The following is a 22,821-nucleotide window of genomic DNA, read 5'->3' on the forward strand; positions in this document are numbered from 1 at the left end:
GCAAAAATACTATGAATAATCGTCATCAAGAAATACGGGAAAAATTGAACACTGGATTCTTTGGTTTCTGGGTGAAACAGTTTCGAATCTCCTATTTGGTTGTCATTGCACTCATCATCATGGGGATGATCGCCATTATCAAAATCCCAAAAGAATCGAGTCCATCCGTCAATCTCGGCATGATATCAATCATGACTCTCTATCCTGGAACCAGTCCAGTCGATATGGATTCTCTCGTGACAGACAAGATCTACAAAAAAATCAAAGATATCAAATGAATCGATACTATCACTTCGAACTCTGTGCTCTGAGCATCAAACATTTTGGTCAACGTTCGTACTGATGCGAATACAAAAGATCTCCTCAATGATATCAGAAATAAAGTGAGTGGCGTACAACTTCCTGCTGATGCCAAAACACCAATCATCACCGAAATAGAAACTGATACTAATAGCACATTTTCCGTTTTTCTCTATTCGAAAAATCCGAATACAAGCAAGGCTCTCCTCTATGATCGTGCCATACAACTCCAACATGCTATCGAGAAAGCAAGTGGCGTGAATAAAGTGAATCTCTCTGCAGGAAGTACACAAAAATCAGTCGGTGTATGAGGTGGTGGAAATGATTCAAGCTATGATGTAGATATTATTATTTCTGATGAGAAACTCAGTAATCTCGGACTCAATATTGGCACAATAGCGAGTATCATTCAGTGATACAATCGAGATCAACCGATAGGCAATTATTCTGTCTGAGACAAGAATTATGATTTCCGCATAGAAGGGAAGAACAAGGAAAGCTTTGACTTTCTCCAGATTCCTATTTCTCTCCCAAAATGAGGAACTATTCTCCTCGGCGATATCGCTAGTATAGAAAGAAAATATATCAGTGATGCTACAAACTATCTCGTTCTCTGAGGAACAGGAGAAGTTCAATCATACGAATATGTCGGACTCACAGTGAACAAAACAGATAGCGCTAGTATTTTTACTGCGAGCAAAAATGCGAAACAGGTCATCGAAGATACTTTCAAGAATTCGGATTTTTCTGGTTTTTGATACAGTTATGGGAATGACCTCGCCGACACAATCAATGATGATTATCAGGAATTGTTACATGAGGCGATGATCACACTGTCGCTCGTATTCGTAGCGATGTATTTATTCGTTGGGTTCAAGGATTCACTTTTCGCAACCATCACCCTACCACTTGCATTTCTGGCGACATTTTTGCTCCTCTATTACAACGGATACACGATGAATTTTCTGACGAATTTTTCATTGATCCTCTCGTTCGGTATTGCAGTAGATACGATTATCGTGATCGTCCAGGCTGCAAGTGCAAAAATCCGCGTCGGATATAATCCAGAATCTGCCATCATGCTCGCTCTCAGAGAATATGCAGTGCCGATTATTGCTGGTGTGATGACGACTATTGTGGTGTTTATTCCGATGATGACTCTTCCAGGAATTATCGGAAAATTCCTCGCCTATATTCCTGTCACGATTTTCTGAGTACTTGCTACAGGACTCGTGCTCGCACTGACTGTCAATAGTGCACTCTATCTCCTGTTCGTCAAAAAAAGAAAGACCTATGTCGATGATGCACATGCGCTCGAATATGCCACCGATGAAGAGAAAGAACTTCTCCTTATTGAACGTGACGGAAAAGCAAGAATTGCAGAAAAATGAGCACCATTACGAATCCGAATAATCCATACTATCACCGAATGGTACAAAAAAATCCTGAGAAATTTTCTCGAACACACGTACCTCAGAAGAACCGCAATTATCGCTCCTGTTGTATTTCTCTTTTTCGGATTCATTGTTTTCGCACCAAAAATTGGGGTGGATATTTTCCCAGCTTCAGATAATAACATCCTCAATGGAACTATAGAATGACCCGTGGGACAACGCACAGAGACAACCGTAAAAGCACTTTCTGGGATGAGTAATATTCTTTCTGGATATGACGAAGTCGACTATGCAAGTGTCAGTATCCAAGATAATACAGCCACTCTCAGTATTCAACTCCAGAAAAAGAAGATTCGCGATAGCAAAAACCAAATGGATGTTTTTGCTTTCGAAAAAGTCATCGGAGAAAAATTCAAGATATATGAAGCCATGGGATACAAAGTCGCCATCGAAGCACTCAAATGAGGACCTCCAGGATCGAAAGCAATCGGTATTAAGCTCCTAGCAGAGAATACTGATGGACTTCCAACACTCATCAATGTATCAAAAGATTTCGAGGCATTCCTGAAAAAAATGCCAGGAACCAAAAATGTTGGACGATCTTCGAATGATACCCCGTGACAATTCATCTTCAAGCTCAAAAAAGATCTCCTCGCAGAATATGGAATCAGTCCAGCACTCATATACTCTCAGATTACCCAGACAGTGAATGGTATCACTGTAGGTTCCATCGAGGACAACAATGAGGATATGGATATCAAAATCCGATCCAGCAAATTCTGAGACGATGTGAAAATGGAAGACATACTTTCTATTCCGATCACCGTCGGAACATCGAGTTATATGGTACGAGATTTTGTAGACACCACCATCACCAATGCTACAGCGGTGGTGTCTCGAGAAGATGGTGATATCCAGATAACCGCGGAAGCCAATCTCGAACAATGACTCGATACCGTGACGAATCAAGCGAAACTCATAGAATACGCGAAATCATATCCATTTCCAAAATGAATTACCTATTCGAGTGGATGAGAAAATGAGTCAAATAGTGAACTCGTACTTGCGATTGTGTCAGCATTTTTCATCGCACTTATCGTCATATTCGCGATTCTCACGCTCCAATTCAATAGTTTCTCTCAACCAGCGATTGTCCTCTATTCAGTCATCATGTCGATACCATTTGTGATGATAGGACTCCTTTTGACAGACAACAAATTCTCTCTTCCTTTTGGTATTGGATTCATTGCCTTCACAGGAATCGCTGTGAATCATGGTATTATCCTGATTTCTGCTATCAATGAGAATCTGAATAAATGAATGGAATGAATAACAGCACTTGTCGAGGCAGGATCAAGCCGTCTCGAACCAATGCTCCTCACAACCGTGACCACCGCACTCGGTATCCTTCCGATTGCACTTCGTGATAAGTTCTGGTCTGGTATGGGATTCACGATCATCTTCGGTATCATCGCCGCATCCGCTATCACTCTCTTCGTCGTGAAGGGAATCTACTATGAGATATACGTTGCGAAACACGAATCCATATGGACAAAAATAAAAAGGAAATTCTCTGAACGAAAGAAAAGAAAAATCAGTGAATAATATACAAAAAACCTTGAGGAATTTCCTCAAGGTTTTTTTATGAAGTATCTATACCCCCAGAGTCCTCATGGCACGAGCTTCAGTTCGAGACATAGCTGATTCAGTATTATCTAATAATTGAGATATTATATAATCATAAAGCATTCATTGTTCCTTACTTAATCCATCTTTATCACTTCTATATTCAGCATTCTCAAAAGAAGCATATAATTCCTCCAATAAATCATCAATATCTCGTACCCTTGTCTTCGCATCCATATTCGAATAGTATTGCCAATCTTTTTGTTCCCCATGAAGAAAAAGCCAAAGAAATTGTTCCCCTGAAAGAGAGGCCTTATAATCAATAAGCCTTGGATTCTTTGCGGGTAATTCCTGTATTCCTATCACAGATTCGAGTGCATTCTTGATTTCGTCAGGAATACTCCCATAAAGAGCTTCTATATCTTCCATAAAATAAAGAATAAATAATACAGGTAAATACTACCATACTTCTCTCTAGAATGCAAGAATCTAATTCCTCACACTTCCAATACGATACTCACTGAATCGCACACGTTTTTGGGCAATGATATTTTTTATACTTTTCTCATTCGCATTCAATACGGCTCTGCCACTCTTGAGCTCGAGAAAAATAATCTCTCGAAGAGATCATTCTGAGAGTCCATCAAAGATAATATAATCCGTACCTTTCCCGATAAATACCATATCTTTCGGTGTATAGGGAAAATCAGGAAGTGCTGGAAGAATTTTCTCATATATTTCTCACGTGATACTGTTGCGCGAACCTCGGATAGCATCGCGTTGGAAGGATTTCTTCTGACCGAGAAAAACAATCTTCGCGAGAAAAAATCCAAGAAATAATCCGAATACCGTTCCGATAATAATATACTGAATCTCCATGATAAAAATGAATTATTTATAACTATTTCCCGCTTTACTAATCTGTTGTTTTCCATATTATCCTCCCATCTCTAAAAATCAAATTATGATATCAGTTATCTGTACGAACGATGTCCGCGTGCGCGATGGATTCGCGAATGCGCTTTCTCTCGAAAAAGTCGAAGACACTTCAACAAAAATCATGTACCAGAAAGGGAAGTGGGTGTTGATCTTCTTCCGTGAAAATTTCTCAAAAGATGATCTCGACTGGATCACTTCTTCATACATTCCTGATCGCATCTATCTTCCGTATTTTGGAACATCGATCGATGTGATGCACGAAGTCGGTGATATCATTGTTCCGAATGTATTTTTCTCCTACAATCCGAGAATCGAATCCATAGAAATATCAGAAGAAAACCGAGATTCCCTCATGGAATGAGTACAATTTCTCACACACCTGGAAGAACAGAAGGATTATTATGTGGAAGATTTCGGGCTCTCAGTCGGAGGAATCATCGTACAAAATGCTCCAGAAAAAATGAACGACGAACTCATGACGAAACTCATGCTGGTATACGAAGCAGATATCTATGCCCCTTCTGACATTCAGGGAAGCATCGAGATGGTGCAGGATGAGAATATCCCGAGTATCATCCTCTGTGGAACCGTGGAAGGGAAGGTAGGAAAGTACCAGTGAACAACTCCGCCAGTGGACTTCGTTATCCGAAATATGATTACAACCATTCGTCTGCTCGAAGATGAAGCATAAAAATTCCCCTCAAATTGAGGGGAATTTTTGAGAGATGTGATGGCTGGGATAGTAGGATTCGAACCTACGAATGCCGGATTCAGAGTCCGGAGCCTTACCACTTGGCGATATCCCAATAGACGAAAAACATCGGGATAATAGAGAAAAACAGAATTTTTTCAAGTTTTTTATTCTTTTTCATTTGCAGAGAAGTATAGAATGGCATTCTTGAGTGACTTTCACATGCGTTCCACAATTTCATTCCCGAGACAGTATCGAAAATAAGAGAAAGAGTTAATATCATCACCAGAAACATTTTTATACCTCCAACCACCATTACCTCTATCTGTTTTTGTAATACTCTTGATTTTCATATTTTTGATAACCCGATACTCAATGCCCGTAGGACCATCATGAAATGATTGGAATTCATATTTATCCAAAGATACAGTAAACTTTCCAAGGAATTTATTCTGAGGATCTTTTATCTGCAATTCAAGATATGTAATATTTCCATTTTGATTTCTAGAAAGTTTTTTTGCATCAAAAGTAACCGTAAAAACCCCAGATAATGTTTCTATAGTATCTCTGAAGTTCTTTCATTTCCTATCCAAAACTTCCTCCGTATTTTTTCATACAACCTGTTTAATGGATTCATTTCAGGTTATATTTTTCGGTTCAGGATTGTATCACTCTCACCAGAGAGCCATTTGACGTGGCATATTTGCATAAATAAATATTTCCCTATAATTCTCTCATATTCTCTCGGGAAATGCAAATTTCTGAAAGGAAATTCTTCTCTTTTTTATCGTATTCTTCTATGAAAATTCTCATCGGACTCTTCTTCATCGCTATCGGGATTGCGATCATGCGATATCGCTACCAGATATACAACTTCACTGGAGATTGGGATTGGGCACTCAAATACCTCGGAGGAAATGGAACCGTGCTCGCGATAACCCTCATCGGGATGGGATTCGTGGCAGTCGGTGCTGCATGGCCTTTTGGTGCATTCGACAATACAAATGGAAAAGTACAGAATCCTACTATCGTGAATGGAAAATAAAAGCTAACCCATAGAAATGAGTCGCATCTCGATGAACTCTGGAATCGCGAAACGAAAACGATCCACTAATCGATCATAGAGATAATAGTCTTCTTCATCAGAGTGAAGGATAAATCTATCCGAAACATCCCCATTCGGAAGCTTGCTCGTCGTGAGAGATTCGATATTGACACCTGCCTGATAGAGAATATCGGTAACTTGTCGTAATAATCCCATTTTGTCGTGAAATATACATTCAACTTCGAGTGTCACACCATCAGTCTGTGCATTGCTCCACTGCGCTGGCATGCGACGATCTGGTTGAATTTTTTCGATATTCGGACAATCGAAACGGTGAATCGTAATCTCACCCATTCCAATATATCCCATGATTTTATCTGGAGGAACCGGATTGCAACACTGAGCAAATTTGTACGGAATATCGCGTTCTTGTCCGATAAGAACCGTGATTTCTTCATCGGAAGAATTATGTATTCTTGATTTCTTTTCTTTCGGAATTGGCTCATCTTTTGTTTCGATTTTTTTCTCCGTACCAAGCATTTCCAGAATCACATCATCATGAATTGCCTTGAGTACACTCGATGGTTTTCGAGACAGATTTCCTATCTGTACGAGCACATCTTCTTTTTGCTTCGTATCGAGAATATGTCCATCCATATTTTTCAGAAGAGAAAGCTCTTTATCGAGTCATTTTCCGTAGTTTTTCTCGAGATACGAATTCAGAATAAATCGTCATTTTTCGAGAAAAAATCCACGTTCCTCACGATTCATGAACTGACGAATATGTTCCTTGGCTTTCGCAGTTTTCACGAAAGAAAGCCAGATAGGATTCGGTTTGCGATGAACATCAGTGACGATTTGGACACTTTCTCCATTCCGAAGCGTATAATCGAGTGGAACCACTTGTCCATTCACTTTCGCGATTGTGAGTTCATTTCCGAATTTCGAGTGAATCGCATATGCGAAATCCACGGGCGTCGAACCCTTCGGCAACGTGATAATATCACCCTTCGGTGTGAAGACGAAAATCTGGTCAGAAAAAACATTCACACTCATCTCGCTCATGAATTCTTTTCCTTCGATCACATTTTCGACGATTCCTTTGATGGTTTTTACCCAATAACTGTCCTGAGACTTCGCGGAAGTTCATTTCTCCGAATATTCGAAATGCGCCGCCACTCAAATCTCTGCCTGAATATGCATCTCTGGAGTACGAATCTGGATCTCTGTCGGCTGTGAACGAACCTCTGGAAACAGTCCGACAACGGTCGTATGCAGCGATTGATATCCATTTTCTTTCGGCAGTGCGATATAGTCCTTGAAGCGCTTCGGCATCGGAACAAAGACGTTATGCAACACTCAGAGAATCTCATAACATCGAGGAATCGTATCGGTGATGATACGAATCGCGAACAGATCATAGAGATCACGCGCATGCGTATAGGAATATTCCTTGCGAAAAATCTTCTTGTAGATACTGTATGGCGCTTTGATACGGTAACTAATATCCCGAATCGGAACAGATTCTGGAATCATCTCACGAATGATTGTTTTCGCTTTCGAGAGAAAGTATTCCTGTTCTTCCTGAAGTTCAGCAAGTTCTCGTGTAATCTCTGCGAATTCTTTTGGGTGTAATACATGGAAACACTCTGTCTCAAGCATTTCCTTCATATGAAAGATACCGAGACGATCTGCAATCGGCGCATAGATATTGAGCGTCTCGAGTGCTATACGTTCACGTTTCTGAGGATCGGCATGATGCTGAAGTGTCTGCATATTATGGAGACGATCTGCGAGCTTCACGATGATAACACGAAGATCCTCTACCATCGCGATGAACATCTTGCGGAGGCTCTCGATACTTCGCTCTTCTCCACGATACTTGATAGCAGAAAGCTTCGAGAGTCCTTCACAAATAAGTGCCACCTCGTCGCCAAATTCCTTTGCAATATCTGCTTTTGTCCGATCCGTATCCTCGATAACATCATGAAGAATACACGACTGGATTGTCACGAGATCTGGCTTCAGATGGAGGAGAAGTTTTGCTGCGAGAAGGGGATGGATGATGTACGGCTCTCCGCTTTTTCGCACTTGTCCATGATGCGCCTCTTTCGCGAACATATACGTATTCCATATACGGTCATGGATAATCTGCTTGTCGATATTCATGTACTCCGAAACAAGCTCGATGAGCTCATGAGCAACACTATCAGCTTCGGTATAATCGGCGATGTTCTCGATTTTTTCAGACATAAAACAAGGGGAATAAGATACAAAAAGTATACCGAGAGTGACACAAAAAACAAATGGATTCTGAATTTAGCATTTTCGGCGAAACACGTACAAAAGTTTGGAATATTTCTGCTTTTCTGATAAGATAAGAACAATATTGGATGTTTGTTTATTCTGTAATCCGAAAAATATGCTTCTCCTCTCGACTTCGTCGCTCGCATGATATGGACTCCATAAGGTTTTTCTTCTCGCGAAAGAAGCGAAATACGATGGTATCGACCTGGTGATTGATTTCGATCAATACGATACGTGCAATGCGGAATATATAGCAAGTCTCGTCGAAATATCTGGAGTGAAAGTCGAAAGCATCTCCGCGCCAGAAAGACGAGTCACAAAAAAACAAGTCGATGAAGTACTCGCTATTGCTGGGAAACTTGGGGTTTCTCTTGTAAATCTTCATCCGCCACACAGACTCGATAAAGAGAAAGATTGGTTCGGCGAATATCTCACAATCCTCGAAGCAAAATATCCGAATATCACCATCGCCGTCACGAATGCTCCTCCGAAAACTTGGCTCTTCATCATCTCTGAATATGGTGATGCCAGACCAGAAACTATCAAAAAGATCACATCACATACGGCACTCTCTATCGGAAATGTCGAACCGGAAAGTGGAATCGATCTCATGAAAACATTCACACTCCTCGGAAATACGATCAATCATGTCTATCTAACTGACAAGACTGAAGAGAAAAACTATCTCTTCCCAGGAGAAGGGAATATGCCTCTCGAGAGTCTCCTTATCCGCATGAAAGAATCTGGATACAATGGCCCATTCACACTCCTCGTGAACGCAGACGAACTCTCTGCCGGAGAAGATGAACAAGTCATCAAACGCCTCCAAGAAGCTCGTTCATTTCTCGAGAGATACTATTAGAAATCTCCTACAAAAAAACTCCTGAATTTCAGGAGTTTTTAGTTAAACATCTTCATAGCGCGAAGCTTGTTCTCGACCGTTCATTCGATCTCGAGTCGATCACGGAGGAATATATTGCCTTTCTGAGCAAGAATCGAGAGAACGAGCTTATCGTTGTATTCGAGGCGATTCGAGAAATCATCGAGCGACATGATGGCATATTTCACTTTCTTTCCGAAAAACGTTTTCTCGAGGAAGTTATTGAACTCAATCTTATCGAGATCTCCGATAATGAAGATGTCGACGATATTGTTCGTGGTCTCATTGCGAAAATCCAGAACCGCTTCAGAAATCGTCACGAGATCCAGATTTTTGCGTCACTTGAAGAATTCTTTCACTGGCACAAGGATATTGTACGACTTCAAAAACATCTCGACAATCTCATGATAAATCGCACAATTGTGATTCATCATATAATACTTTTTCTTATTCTGTTCGTATGACTTCAGTATCGTGAGTGCTTCGAGATTCATGAGCTCACGGCGAACAGCATTGATCTGTTCATCAGTGTCACGACACAATTCACGGATAAAAAACCCAGTGCTAGAGCGAGCTACAACATCTTCGATGACGAGTTTTTCGAGAAGTTTGACGCGCGAACGCGAACCAAAAAGTTTGACGAGATCCACGAGGTATGGAACAGATAAGGTATACTAAGCCAGGAGTATATCAGAAAGGAAGGGAATTGCAAGAAAAATGAATTTTCCCTCGATTTTTTCACCTTTTTCCATACACTGCCGCACATGTCCAACCTCAACCCACAACAACAAGAAGCTGTCCTCACCATCGATGGCCCACTCCTCATCAACGCCTGAGCCGGATCAGGAAAAACCCATACCATCACTGAACGTGTCGTTCATATGATCGAGGATCGAAATATCGACCCACGATCGATTTTCTGTGTGACGTTCACGAACAAGGCAGCCCGAGAAATGCGCGAACGTATCGGGAAACGTCTCGGAGTCGATATGAACGGTGTGAACCCATTTCGCAACAATCGACTTCCAACGATTGGAACATTCCACTCGGTGGCATCGTTTTTCTTGCGCATGTTCATCGACAAGATTGGATATTCGAAGGATTTCGTTATCTATGACAGTGACGACTGTACTCGCCTCACGAAGGAGATCATGAAGCGTCAGAATATCGATGACAAGGAATTCAACCCTCGCGCGATCCACTCGATGATATCAGGAGCAAAAGGGAAGTGACTCACACCGAATGAATACTCAGCAACGGTTGATTCCTATGCGAAGTCGGTCGTACTTGAGGTCTACAAGGAATATGCGGCACGACTCAAAGCGGACAATGCACTCGATTTCGATGATCTCCTTCTCCTCTTCCGTCAGATACTCGATATCGATGAAGTGGTGGAATATTTCCATAATCGGTTCCGATACTTCATGGTCGATGAGTATCAGGATACGAATCTCCTCCAGTATGAGATGATCCGTATCCTTGCGAGCAATACGCGCAACCTCTGTGTGGTCGGTGATGATTGGCAAGGAATCTATTCATGGCGTGGAGCAGACATCGAGAATATTCTCTCCTTCAAGAAGGATTACCCAGAAGCGAAAGTCATCAACCTGGAAGAGAACTACCGTTCGACACAGATGATTATTGATGCCGCGAATGCAGTCATCAAAAACAATACGAATCAGATGAAGAAAACCCTCTTCACGAAAAATCCTGTGGGCGAGAAAATCACTATGCTCGATGGACTCGATGAGAAACACGAGACGGAACTGATTGCTTCGCAAATTCAAAATTCAAAATTCAAAATTCAAAATTGAGAAAATGGAACGGAAGATAAATCTTGAATTAAGTATTGAGACTGGGCGATCCTCTACCGTACGAACGGACAATCCCGTCTCATCGAAGAATCACTCATCCGAAAAAATATACCCTATAGAGTATTCTGAGGAGTGAAGTTCTATGAACGAAAAGAAATAAAAGATATACTTGCTTATATGCGCCTCATATTCAACCCTGGAGACAGCATGAGTATGAAACGCATCATCAATGTCCCGAGTCGAAAAATCGGTGAGAAATCGCTCGAAAACTTCCTCGAAGTCCTCAGCCGTGAACACCTCACGCTCGATGAATTCGCAGAGAATGATTTTCTCCTGAATTCCCTCACAGGAATTGGTGCAAAATGAATCCAAGGATTCTGCCTCACATACAAGACGCTCCGTGAGCTCGCGAAAACAGGTTCTGTAGCTGAAGTCATGGAGAGTCTCATCAAGCGCACAAACTATCTCGACTATCTGAAGGAGGAATACACCGAAGAAGAATACGAGGGAAAGGTAGAAAATGTGGAAGAATTTCTCAATATGGCATCACGCTATGATGGGATGCTATTCCCAGAAAATCTCGCCACATTCCTCGAAGATATTGCACTCATCACCGACCAAGATCGTGATAATGAGAATAGCCAAGATATGGTATCACTCATGACCGTCCATCTCGCGAAGTGACTCGAGTTCCCGCATGTCGTCATCGCCGGAGCTGAGGAAGGAGTCTTTCCACATTCACGATCACTCCTCGAGGCCAGTGCTATCGAAGAAGAGCGTCGTCTCATGTATGTAGCCATCACTCGCGCCAAGGAAACTCTTTATATTTCTCGTGCCCACGAGCGATATAATTTCGGAAACTATAGCGCAAATCCGAAGAGTCGATTCGTGAAAGAAATCCCAGCAGAATATATCCATGTCGAGGAGAATCGCGGTTCAGCGAAGAGTATCTTCGGCGGTGGAAGTGAATGATTCTCGACATTCGGAAGTGCATTCGGAAGCTCGCTCGGAGGAACATTATGAACTCCGAAACCAGGTATCAGTCCTGTACAAAAATCAGGCAAGAAGAACAATGCCTCAGACTTTGCTGTAGGGAATCGTATCAAACATCCTCAGTATGGAATCGGAACGATTGTTTCGCTCAAAGAAGCAATCGCAGATATCGCATTCTCCGGAACAGGAATCAAGAAGATGAATATCGAGATTGCGCCGATAGAGAAACTATAATTCCCCCATTTTCCCATCCCGATAATTCTGGAATGCCTGCATAATCTCAATATCCGTATTCATGACGAATGGGCCATATGCAGCCACAGGCTCATCGAGCGGTTTTCCTGCCATGACAAGGATTTTTACAGGACTATCTGATACAAATTGAACCTCAGTTCCATCTTGGGAGAGAAATATCATGTCACCATTTGTGAGAGCTTTATCATTGAGAGCAATATTTCATTCAACAACGAGAATCATCGCATTGTATCACTCAGGAAATGTGAGTATATTTTTTCATACTCATTCAAGACGGATATCATAGAGTTCTACGGGAGAGAATGTTTTTGTGATTCCTGATTGTTCAATACTGATTCATTGTTCATTTTTCACTTGAAGATTTCCTGCAATAACCCGAGCCCTTCCTCCATCAATAGCCACTTCTGGGATCATATCGCGGGTTAATGACTGATAGTGCGGTGTGGCCATCTTGTGTTCGCGAGGGAGATTCACCCAGAGTTGCACCACATGTTGTACGCCTCACATCCGAGCGAACTCTTCCGTCATGAACTCATTGTGCAGAAGTCCACTCCCCGCAGTCATCCACTGCACCTCATCAGCGCCAATCACTCCTCCGTGACCCGCAGTATCCTGATGTTCGATCTGACCCGAGTAGACAATCGTCACCGTCTCGAATCCTCGATGCGGATGATATCCCACCCCAGGACGATGCCCACCTGATTGTGGTTCGATCTTCCATGGAGCATTGTAGTCGAGCATGAGAAATGGGCTCGTCTCGTTGCTCATCTCACGACCATATCCAGGAATATATTGTGAAACACGGAATCCATCACCCACCATATGATTTCTTCGAGGATGTTCGAGTCTGATGTTTTTTTTGAGCATAAAAATAGGATAAGTTATAACTCTTATCCTATAGAGAAAATCTGATAAATCAATTTATTTTATAAAGTAATATACGATAAACACTGTCCAAAAAAGGAGAATAACAGGAATCCACACTCGAAAATTCCTCTTTCCTGCTTTGTGATAGAGTGGCGCTTGCATCCCGAGCCATATACCAAAAACTCATCCGAGAATCGCAAAAATCCAGAGGGTTTTCTCTGATATTCTCCACCATTTGTAGATGGATTTCAGCTTATCTATCCACATGATAGCGTAGGCAAGGAGGTTGATGAAGAGGAGGAGATAGGGGAACATTCCATTTATGAATATAAGATAAAGAACTTTGAAATTCTGAAATTTGCAATTTACTGTTTAATAGAGTATTATTTTATTGCTGTTCTGTATTAATAAATATCATGAGAAAATACATTCATATTGTTATACTAGCTTTACCATTGATACTATATCCATTTCTTTTTATAGCAAATATAATGGGATTGGCGGCGATTGGATCTATAAAATATATATGAATATCTGTGTTGATTCCAGTATTATTTATGGTTTGATCTCTCCTGTACCCTATAGTATATCTTAATTATCTACTTATTGCTATCTTCTCCAAAAACTTAAGAAACATCGTACTAATAACAAAATTTACTTATTGGTACTTAATAATACGTATTTTATTATTTATTTTCTGGTGAAGCACTAACAATTATAGTACATTAATTCAACATAGTGCCCCCTATAACATACATTCATTAGATTCTGATGTTGAAAAAGCATTGGAGGAGTTTCTTAAAAATAATTAAAAAGTTTTTCTTAGAATACTACTCTTCCATTTCTCCGTCTCATACCCACCTATTCTCACAAACTCGAGAGCAGGGAAGCACTCATGGATCTTCCCCTCAGGAACTCGCTGATCATAGCCAAAAGCGAGAATGTCTGGATGGAGCGTGCGAATCGGCGCAAACATGTCCACTTCATCTCCGAGAATCACATTCGCATCTGGAAAGGATTTCTGCACATTCGAGAGACGCACATTCTCATTATCGACCGGACTTCGTCATTTTCCCGAGAGAACTCGTGCATCACGAGCGATGACAACTGTCATTTTCTTCGCGAATTTTTGCGCTTCAGAAAGGTAAAAAACATGCCCAGGATGGAAAATATCAAATGTACCGAAAGTCATCACATGGTCAAGCGTCTTTTCTCTATGGGCTTTAAGAGATTTTCAAGTACTATCTTCCGCATCAGAATCAGATAAACCAGTCAATGACATAATGAGAGGATAAGTCAAATATGAGATACAACGCCTTTATGTACACAAAAGGTGCACAATTTTCAAAATTCTTTTGACAAGATATGGTGGAAAGAGTAGATTCAATAACACAATATCTTGTATATCTATGTGATACTCTTTCTCATTTCTCATCTCCAATTTCGACCAGTAGTATATAGATTTTTGATAGGTCTACAAATACAAATACGTGGTCGATTTTTTTGTTCTCGTTCCACAATTCTTCACTTTTAATTTTTCACCTTTAACTGAACTATGTCCCTCGAAAAAGTCCGCAAACGCAATGGTGATATCGTCGAATTCGACCGTATACGCATCGAAGAAGCTATCGAAATGGCTTGTAATGCTTGTGGTGAGAATGAGAAATCATTCATCCCTGTCGTTACTGATTTTATCGTCAAAGATCTCGAACATGTCTATAGTGAGATTTTCGTGAATCGTATCCCATCCGTGGAAGATGTTCAGGATATCGTCGAACGAAATCTTGTGAAGTTCAACAAGTTCGAAGTCGCGAAACAATACATCATCTATCGTGCAGAACGCCAAGGAGAACGTGAAGAAGAAAACAAGAAACGTATCAAGGAATTCGAAAAAAACAAACTCCAAGTGACAAAATCTGACGGACACAAAGAGCTTTTCGACGTTGCGAAAATCGAACGCCTCTTCAAACATGCAGCAAAAGGATATGAGAAAGAATGTACATTCGATGATCTCATGGAGGCATTCAAGAAAAATATCGTCGAAGATATCAAGACAGCCGACATCGCAAAACTCCTCATCAAGACGTGTATCGACCTCGTGAGCGTCGAGAATATCGCTTGGGAACATGTCGCTGGACGCCTTGCACTGTTTGACCTCTACAAAAAAGCAGGGAAGAACCGCAACATCGGACAAAAGGAAATCTACACACCAGAATCATATCTCACATTTTTCAAGGCCTACGTCGAAGAATGACTCTACTACAAAGACTTCATGAAGTACTACAGTGAAGCAGATATCCGGAAGGCTGGAGAAATCCTCGCAAAAGTCGGAAAACAGAATGATATGGGATATGGATACACGACTATCCTCTCTCTCGGAAAACGTTACCTCCTCAATCCGAACAAATTCGTCCGCGAGCTTCCACAGGAACTCTACATGTCCGTTGCGCTTTTTCTCGCGATTCCTGAGAAAGATGAGAACCGTCTCGAATTCGCATTCAAAATCTACGAGCAGTGTTCTGGACAGAAAATCTCTCTCCCAACTCCGACGCTTATCAATGCACGTACCAACTGGCATCAGCTCACGAGCTGTTTCAAGCTCAATGTCGGTGATGATCTCCGTTCTATCTACCACGGTATCGAGGATATCGCTCAGATTTCGAAATATGGTGGAGGTGTAGGTGTCTATCTCGGACATATTCGCTCACAATGAGCATCTATCCGCGGGATCAAGGGTGCAGCTGGAGGTGTGAATCCATGGATCAAGGTCATCAATGATACGGCTGTTGCCGTGAATCAGCTCGGAGCTCGTCTCGGTGCAGTCTCTGTGACGCTCGATGTGTGGCATCGCGATATCCATGATTTTCTCGACCTTCAGACAGAGACAGGAGATATCCGAGGAAAAGCCTTCGATGTATTCCCAGCTATCTCTGTTCCCGATATTTTCATGCGTCGCGTCGAATCTGGTGATGATTGGACACTTTTCGATCCATACGAAGTCGATAAGAAATACGGAAAGAAACTCGAAGATCACTTCGGAGCGGAGTTCGATGCTTTCTATGAAGCAATCGAAAAAGATGAAACCCTCGAAATGAAGAAAGTCATCAAAGCAAAAGATCTCTTCAAACAGTTCCTCAAGGTAACCGTCGAAACGGGTATGCCATACGTATTCTACCGCGACACGGTGAATGCGATGAATCCGAACAAGCACGCAGGAAATGTCTATTCGAGCCAGCTCTGTACAGAGATTTGTCAGAACAGTTCACCAGCGAAGTTCATCGAAGAAACCATCGAAGGGGGAAATATCGTTCTCCGCTATGAGCCAGGTGATACTGTCACTTGTAATCTCGCGTCTGTGAACATGGCGAAAGTCTACGATGAGAAAACGATTGCCGAGACTATGGACGTCATCTGTCGTCTCCTCGACAATGTCATCACGATCACCAAGTTCCCGATCAAGAACGCAGAACTCACAGCGATGAAGTACCGTTCTATCGGTATCGGGTACCTCGGTCTCGCCGAGTACCTCGCGACTCGTTCTATGGCGTACGACTCTGCTGAGGCACGAGCAAAGGTCGATGAACTCTTCGAGCTCTACACCTACTACACCTATCGCGCTTCTGTGAACATCGCTCGCGAACGTGGAGCTTATCCACTCTTTCCAGGCAGTGAACACTCGAAGGGAATCGTTCTCGGACGAGATGCAGCGACTCTCACAGCAGAGACACACAACAAGCATCTCGACTGGACAGCACTTCTCGAAGACATGAAGAAAACGGGAACTCGATTTGGATATCACTCTGCTCCAGCACCAAATACCTCTACTGCAGGTATCGTCGGTACGACAGCAGCCCTCCTCCCGATCTACAAGAAGTATTTCGTCGAGACGAATCTCTCCTCTCCGACAATCCGTATCGCGCCGAAGCTCAATGCTGAGAACTTCTGGTTCTACAAGGAATACGTGAATATGGATATGAACGACGTCATCGATATGATCTCCACTATCTACCGTTGGATTGATCAGTCTATCTCATTCGAGTGGATGATCGACCCATCGAAGGTATCTCCAGCTCAGCTCTACGGATACTATATGAAGAGTTGGAAGCAGGGTGTAAAGACCGTGTACTACGTCCGTTCACTCTCGAGTGAGGTAAGTAAAGAGAATTGTGTAAGTTGTTCATGATAATAATTAATAGGAGTTTTGTCATTCCTGCGAAGGCAGGAATCTAGATTATGCACATTTAACTCAATGTATATGCCAGAAGAAGTTAAATTAAACGAACATGAAAGAAGAATTATTCAAAGATTCAGTGATGGAATTAATGAACTGAAAATTTGAAATGACGACAAAATCTACTTAAGTTATTTTTCTAAATCATTACTTGATAATAATTTTATCTCTGCAGCTCCAACATGATTCATATTTATAGAGAAATTTCTACGAAGTGAATTGATTTTCTGGAGAACTAAATCACGTAAAGAAGGTGAATTCCTTCTCTTGTTAGATGAAATAGAGGAGTTAATCGAAGAGTGAGACCGTTGAGGTGGAAAATGAAAAAACTATTCTGAGGCACTAAGAATGGCCGTTGAAGGTTATGGAATACAGGAAGATATAAAAAGAGAAGATATTTTTAGGAAACTTGAAGAATATATTGATTTTATTGATAAAAACTGACCTCTAGAGAAAAATAAATTCTCTTTTAATGATATATGTAAAGAATTGCACAAGGAGGACTTAATAACAAAAGAGCAGTTAAAGGAATTTAAATCATTTTATTCAAAATACAGAAACGTCGTTCAACATTGATTATTCAAGAGACTATTTGACTACTATTTCTCAAAAGAAACAATGCCTGTTGCAGTATTAAATTTATCATCTACTGAACCGAAGATGCTCCATCCAAAAAAAAGTAATCTACTATTTAGACAGTTTGCGCTCGAATGAATATTTAAGGATGTTTGTATAGAAGTATTTGATGTATTACAGGAAGTTCTAGAGATTGCAAATAAAACTCATTCATAACTTTTCACTTTTAGCCTTAATTAACCTTGTCTCATTTCCACCACTGCAAACTTTTACCCTAACTTATGTCTCGCGCACTTATCCTCATCGACTTTATCAATGAATTCCTCCATCCAGAAGGAAAGATCGCTCCGCAAGGAATGGGAAAGTTCTGCGAAGAGCACTTAACTATCACGAATGTTGTGAAGCTTATCAAACACTTCCGACAAAATAGAGAAGAAATCATCTGGGTTCATCTCGGATTTCATGAAAACTACGATAATTGTTCGAAGATTTCTCCTCGATTCCAGTCAGCGCCGAGCCTCGGGATTCTCCGAGAGAACACTTGGTCGACAGAATTCCTCGCGGAACTCGGACATAATCAGAATGAGAAAACCATTACCAAGACTCGCGTTAGTCCATTTTACCAGACAGAACTTGAGGCATATCTCCGAGAGAAGGGAATAGATGAGGTCGTGGTTGCCGGGGTTGCTACCGAACTTGCGGTCTCCAGTGTTGCTCGCGACCTTCATGATAGGGATTTTCGCTTTAATGTCGTATCTGATGCCTGCGGAACAGTCTCTCTCGAACACCATGAAGCAGCTCTGATTGGTATCGGAAAGCTCGGAAACATACAAACTACAGATGAAATCATAAACCCATAATCCACCCTCCTCATTTGGATGAAGAAAGAGAGGATTAATGATATAATATTTCTCATTATAAAAGGAGTAATTACACTCCTTTTTTTTGTACCCATTCTTTGAGTCATTCTATATCCTGGATAGTGAATTTCGTGTTTTTCTCCATACCATTCACACGAATCCAGACAGGCACAAGTCCGACATCTGCTTTCGTGAGATAGTCACGAAGATCCAACAAATCGTCTTTCGTCCAATATCATGGAACATCGATGAAATACCGATTATCCTCAAGAGCGACTCATGATGCATCGAGCTGGATAGTCCCGTCCTCATTACGAGCCAATTGTTTCTCTTCTTGTTTTCCAGCAAATTGATGGAATTGCGATATCGAGAAGCTTTTGATAGAACCAGCGGAATCTCCTCGTTTTTTCCCGAATGCTGCACCTGGAGAGATAGATACCTCATCGCGTTCAGTATCGAATCGGAGACGACCATCAACGACCACAATCATATCTTCAACCACCTTGTTCTCGTACGTCTCATAGTCTCGTGGGAATATCACGAGCTTGAAGTCGAACCCGACACTCTCAACTGTCGCCATGAGCATCATACCACCTGATTTCGTCTGCATCTTACGGACATCATGTACGAGTCCAATAAGTGTCGCGAAAACATTCTCTTCTTTGGCTTTTTCTACTACAGGAGCCTCGATAATCTCGTCAGATTCAGGAACAGGAGGAATATCAGAATCATCTGGTGTTGGTGATGGAATTTCTCATTCTTCGGATGGAGTTTTTACTTCTGGGGCAACCTCTATATCTACTATTTCTCATCATTCCACTTCTACTCCATTTGCCTTCGACTCAATCCAATCATAGATGAGGTGAATATTTTTTGACTTTGCCTTCACGAACTCTTCGATACCATCGAGCGGATGACCCGATACTGGATATCCGATGATAGATTTTTCTCACTTCATACGTGCTTCGAACGTCATTGGTTCCGCTTTTTCGAGTTCAAAATGTACAACCGTCCCACCATCCTGAGCTCCCATATCGAAGAGTCCCATCTGAGAAGTTTGTTTTTTCGCTTCGATTTCTTTCTGATAAGCACTCATTTTTGTTATCGAAGCCATGAGCCGCGCACGGTCACCGAAAGCATCAAGTGCCCCAGAAAGAATAAGAGATTCGAGGGATTTCTTATTGATCACATCACCACCAGTACGCTCGATAAAATCATAAATAGAAGTGAATTTTTTCTCACGCACCGCGGCACGAATAGTCTCGATCGGACCTTCACCGAGACCCTTGATAGCCTGAAGCCCGAATCGAATATGAGTAGCATCAATAAAGGTAAAATGCCGACGAGATTCATTCACATCAGGAGGAAGAATCTGGACTTTCTTAGCACGTGCTTCTTCGATTTCCATACGGATACGATCCGTATCTTCTTCGTCGGAGATCATGAGTGCTGTCATCGATTCTGTCGGATAGTAGGTCTTCATATATGCCGTCTGATAGGCAATCATCGAATAACATGCCGCATGCGACTTATTGAAACCATAGCCCGCGAACGGCTCAATAATCTCATCGAAAATATATATAGCGAGTTCTTCAGGATGACCCTGAACTTTCGCAGCATCGATGAATTTCCCACGCTGTTCCATGAGGAGTTCATATTTCTTCTTACCAATGGCACGACGGAGAATATCTGCTTCACCGAGAGAAAAACCGGCAAACGCTTGCACCAGTTGCATGATCTGCTCCTGATAGACCGCGATACCATATGTCGGCTTCAGAATGGATTCGAGTGATGGGTGTGGATATTCTACCTTCTTGCGACCGAATTTTCGATCGATAAATTCTGGGATATATTGGAGCGGTCCAGGACGATAGAGGGATACCATCGCGATGAGGTCTTCGAATGACGACGGTTTCAGGTCTTTCAGATACCGACGCATTCCAGATGACTCGAATTGGAACACCCCTGTCATATCTCCTTCACCAAAAAGCGCCAGCACTTTCGGATCTTCATAATCAATCTTCAGAAGATCTATCTTCACTCCATGAACTTCTTCCACAATCTCGACGGCACGAGAAAGGATAGAGAGATTGCGAAGCCCGAGAAAGTCCATCTTCAGAAGCCCGAGATCTTCGAGTGGATGAGCCGAGAATTGTGTCACAGTGGAAGTTGGATCTTTCGGTGGTGGCTGCAACGGACAAAAATGTGTCATCGGTTCTGGTGCGATGATTACCGCACAGGCATGAACTCCGAGCTGACGGACAGAACCCTCGAGTTTGAGCGCCGCATCGACCACTTTCCGATATTTATCTTCAGTATCATACGCCTCCTTGAATTCTACTGCTTCTTCGAGTGCTTCCTTGAGTGTGATTCCTGGACGCGCAGGAATGAGCTTCGCGAAATCATTCATCTCCTGGAAGGGAATACCAAGAGCACGACCAGAGTCCTTCACGGCCGCACGAGCCGCAAGCGTACCGAATGTACACACTTGAGCCACATGATCTTTTCCATACTTCTCACGCACATAGGCAAGTACCTTATCACGTCCTCCATCCGAGAAATCCACATCGATATCTGGCATCGATACACGAGATGGATTCAGAAAACGTTCAAAGAGCAATCCATAACGAAGTGGATCAATATCCGTGATTCCTGAGAGATAGGCAAGAATCGCTCCCGCTGCAGAACCACGACCTGGCCCAACTGGAACTCCATTATTTTTTCCATATCGGATAAAATCCGCCACAATACAGAAATATCCATTGAACCCCATAATATCCACCACTGCAAGCTCATATTCCAGACGTCGGAGAATTGATTTTTTCTCATCAGGAAGGGAAGATACGATTTCTTTTTTTGAGTCGGAATAGTATGATTCTGCAAGTGTATACAATTCTTCTACAGACATCGCCGAGAGTTTCTTCTCTGGTTTCGGTATTGCGATTTTATGCAAAAGTATACTTTTCTGACTTTCAGAGAGTCCGAATTCATAGCGAAAATTGAGACCATCAATACACATGGTGCGGAGGAGCCACTCTTCTTCAGAAAGTGCTTGAAACTTTAGATCATTTCTCTCATTTTCACTCGAAATGAATAATCCATACTTTTCATACTTTTCTTTCTCTTCGATTGAGAGTGGAAATTTCGGGATTTTATATGAACCATACTCGATCTGGATATCGATCATATCCGCAATCTTCTGAGCATTCTCATACGCTCGTGGAGTATAGACAAAAAGCTCTTCCATCTCACGAGAAGGACGAATAGAATAATCACCATTCATGAGCGTATTGCGATCCGGATCATCGAGAGAACGTCCATCAGAGACGGCCATCATCATATCCTGAACATCAGCATCATCAGGACTCATATAATAGGTATTGTTTGTTCCGACATATTCATATCCATACTTCTTCGAGAGTGCAATGATAGTTTCATTGATTTTCGGCTGCATCGGCTTATCAGGATGCTCCTCAATCTCGAGAAAATAGTTCTCCTTCCCAAAAAGGTTCTGATAATACGCTATCCTCTCACAAATAAATGACTCATCTTTCCCAGTGATAATCATCTGCCCAATCTCACCATACATAGAACCAGACAATGCGATAATATCACTCGCATATTCCTCGAGAAGTTCGAAATCAATCCGTGGTCGACCATTATAGTATCATTCCATCTGTGAACGTGTCACGAGACTGATAAGATTGAGGTATCCGGCATGATTTTTTGCGAGCAATACGATCTCATAGAGTTCATTATCCTTATCACGATTCGCTCGTCATTTTTTCGATATCTGGAATTCCACACCAATAATCGGCTTCACTCCGAGATCCTGACACGCCCGATAGAATTCGAATGCACCATAGAGATTCCCCGCATCAGTGATAGCAATAGCATTCTGTTCCAGTTCTTTCGCACGTTTCGCGAGCTTCACAGGATCACCCAGTGCTCGCTGGAAAGTATAATGTGTGTGCGTATGAAGATGAACAAAAGACATAAGGAAAAAGGTTTTCGGCATTATAGGAAAAAAGATTTCTGTATCA

17 protein-coding genes and 1 tRNA gene are annotated in these 22,821 nt (G+C 41.8%); 8 read left to right on the forward strand and 10 right to left on the reverse strand.

Annotated features, from left to right (window positions below; genetic code table 25):
- Window positions 1-11 precede the first annotated feature (11 nt).
- Complete coding sequence (locus PHY14_03080) at window positions 12-3,299, forward strand: efflux RND transporter permease subunit (GenBank protein MDD2693892.1); 3,288 nt, start codon at window positions 12-14, stop codon at window positions 3,297-3,299.
- A 48-nt stretch (window positions 3,300-3,347) separates the two neighbouring features.
- Here PHY14_03080 and PHY14_03085 read toward each other — a convergent pair whose 3' ends face one another.
- Together PHY14_03085 and PHY14_03090 are read right to left on the reverse strand one after the other, a co-directional pair.
- Window positions 3,348-3,749, reverse strand: coding sequence for a hypothetical protein (locus PHY14_03085; protein MDD2693893.1), 402 nt, complete (start codon window positions 3,747-3,749; stop codon window positions 3,348-3,350).
- A 60-nt stretch (window positions 3,750-3,809) separates the two neighbouring features.
- Window positions 3,810-4,199, reverse strand: a complete 390-nt coding sequence (locus PHY14_03090) for a Holliday junction resolvase-like protein (protein MDD2693894.1) — start codon at window positions 4,197-4,199, stop codon at window positions 3,810-3,812.
- A gap of 85 nt (window positions 4,200-4,284) precedes the next feature.
- On the opposite strand from PHY14_03090, the gene PHY14_03095 reads away from it, so the two are divergent.
- Window positions 4,285-4,950: a hypothetical protein gene (locus tag PHY14_03095; GenBank protein MDD2693895.1), complete on the forward strand. Its 666-nt coding sequence runs from the start codon at window positions 4,285-4,287 to the stop codon at window positions 4,948-4,950.
- 40 nt (window positions 4,951-4,990) lie between these two features.
- On the opposite strand, the gene PHY14_03100 is transcribed toward PHY14_03095, so the two are convergent.
- Window positions 4,991-5,065 (reverse strand) — tRNA-Gln (locus tag PHY14_03100).
- A gap of 52 nt (window positions 5,066-5,117) precedes the next feature.
- On the reverse strand, window positions 5,118-5,651 hold the full coding sequence (locus tag PHY14_03105) for a hypothetical protein (GenBank protein MDD2693896.1): 534 nt from the start codon (window positions 5,649-5,651) through the stop codon (window positions 5,118-5,120).
- A gap of 98 nt (window positions 5,652-5,749) precedes the next feature.
- On the opposite strand from PHY14_03105, the gene PHY14_03110 reads away from it, so the two are divergent.
- Entirely contained in the window at window positions 5,750-5,995 is a 246-nt protein-coding gene (locus tag PHY14_03110; GenBank protein MDD2693897.1) for a hypothetical protein, read from the forward strand.
- 3 nt (window positions 5,996-5,998) lie between these two features.
- Here the strand turns inward: PHY14_03110 and PHY14_03115 are convergent, their stop codons facing one another.
- Window positions 5,999-8,248: a RelA/SpoT family protein gene (locus PHY14_03115; GenBank protein MDD2693898.1), complete on the reverse strand. Its 2,250-nt coding sequence runs from the start codon at window positions 8,246-8,248 to the stop codon at window positions 5,999-6,001.
- A 169-nt stretch (window positions 8,249-8,417) separates the two neighbouring features.
- Between PHY14_03115 and PHY14_03120 the strand changes: the two genes are divergently transcribed.
- A complete protein-coding gene (locus PHY14_03120) occupies window positions 8,418-9,164 on the forward strand; it encodes a TIM barrel protein (protein MDD2693899.1) in 747 nt (248 codons plus the stop codon).
- A gap of 38 nt (window positions 9,165-9,202) precedes the next feature.
- On the opposite strand, the gene PHY14_03125 is transcribed toward PHY14_03120, so the two are convergent.
- The gene (locus PHY14_03125) at window positions 9,203-9,832 is read right to left on the reverse strand and encodes a hypothetical protein (GenBank protein MDD2693900.1); all 630 of its coding nucleotides are present in this window, start codon (window positions 9,830-9,832) and stop codon (window positions 9,203-9,205) included.
- A 114-nt stretch (window positions 9,833-9,946) separates the two neighbouring features.
- On the opposite strand from PHY14_03125, the gene PHY14_03130 reads away from it, so the two are divergent.
- Complete coding sequence (locus tag PHY14_03130) at window positions 9,947-12,223, forward strand: UvrD-helicase domain-containing protein (GenBank protein ID MDD2693901.1); 2,277 nt, start codon at window positions 9,947-9,949, stop codon at window positions 12,221-12,223.
- Here PHY14_03130 and PHY14_03135 read toward each other — a convergent pair.
- The 3 genes from PHY14_03135 to PHY14_03145 form a co-directional block, all read right to left on the reverse strand.
- Window positions 12,218-13,111, reverse strand: coding sequence for a pirin family protein (locus tag PHY14_03135; protein MDD2693902.1), 894 nt, complete (start codon window positions 13,109-13,111; stop codon window positions 12,218-12,220). The two genes, PHY14_03130 and PHY14_03135, sit on opposite strands and share 6 nt — an antisense overlap.
- Window positions 13,112-13,165: 54 nt before the next feature.
- Window positions 13,166-13,426, reverse strand: coding sequence for a DUF1294 domain-containing protein (locus PHY14_03140; GenBank protein ID MDD2693903.1), 261 nt, complete (start codon window positions 13,424-13,426; stop codon window positions 13,166-13,168).
- A 493-nt stretch (window positions 13,427-13,919) separates the two neighbouring features.
- Window positions 13,920-14,393: an adenylyltransferase/cytidyltransferase family protein gene (locus PHY14_03145; protein MDD2693904.1), complete on the reverse strand. Its 474-nt coding sequence runs from the start codon at window positions 14,391-14,393 to the stop codon at window positions 13,920-13,922.
- Window positions 14,394-14,666: 273 nt separating this feature from the next.
- Between PHY14_03145 and PHY14_03150 the strand changes: the two genes are divergently transcribed.
- The 3 genes from PHY14_03150 to PHY14_03160 all read left to right on the forward strand — a co-directional run bounded on the left by PHY14_03150 (window position 14,667) and on the right by PHY14_03160 (window position 18,778).
- Window positions 14,667-17,297, forward strand: a complete 2,631-nt coding sequence (locus PHY14_03150; GenBank protein ID MDD2693905.1) for a ribonucleoside-diphosphate reductase subunit alpha — start codon at window positions 14,667-14,669, stop codon at window positions 17,295-17,297.
- A gap of 69 nt (window positions 17,298-17,366) precedes the next feature.
- Complete coding sequence (locus PHY14_03155) at window positions 17,367-18,134, forward strand: hypothetical protein (protein ID MDD2693906.1); 768 nt, start codon at window positions 17,367-17,369, stop codon at window positions 18,132-18,134.
- A gap of 65 nt (window positions 18,135-18,199) precedes the next feature.
- Window positions 18,200-18,778, forward strand: a complete 579-nt coding sequence (locus tag PHY14_03160; protein MDD2693907.1) for a cysteine hydrolase — start codon at window positions 18,200-18,202, stop codon at window positions 18,776-18,778.
- 70 nt (window positions 18,779-18,848) lie between these two features.
- Here the strand turns inward: PHY14_03160 and dnaE are convergent, their stop codons facing one another.
- Window positions 18,849-22,775 (reverse strand): DNA polymerase III subunit alpha, encoded by a 3,927-nt coding sequence (gene dnaE, locus PHY14_03165; protein ID MDD2693908.1) that lies wholly within the window; start codon window positions 22,773-22,775, stop codon window positions 18,849-18,851.
- Window positions 22,776-22,821 lie beyond the last annotated feature (46 nt).

It is taken from the genome of Candidatus Gracilibacteria bacterium (assembly GCA_028687475.1).
In the GTDB taxonomy this organism is placed as follows: Bacteria; Patescibacteriota; Gracilibacteria; order BD1-5; family UBA2023; genus STC-74.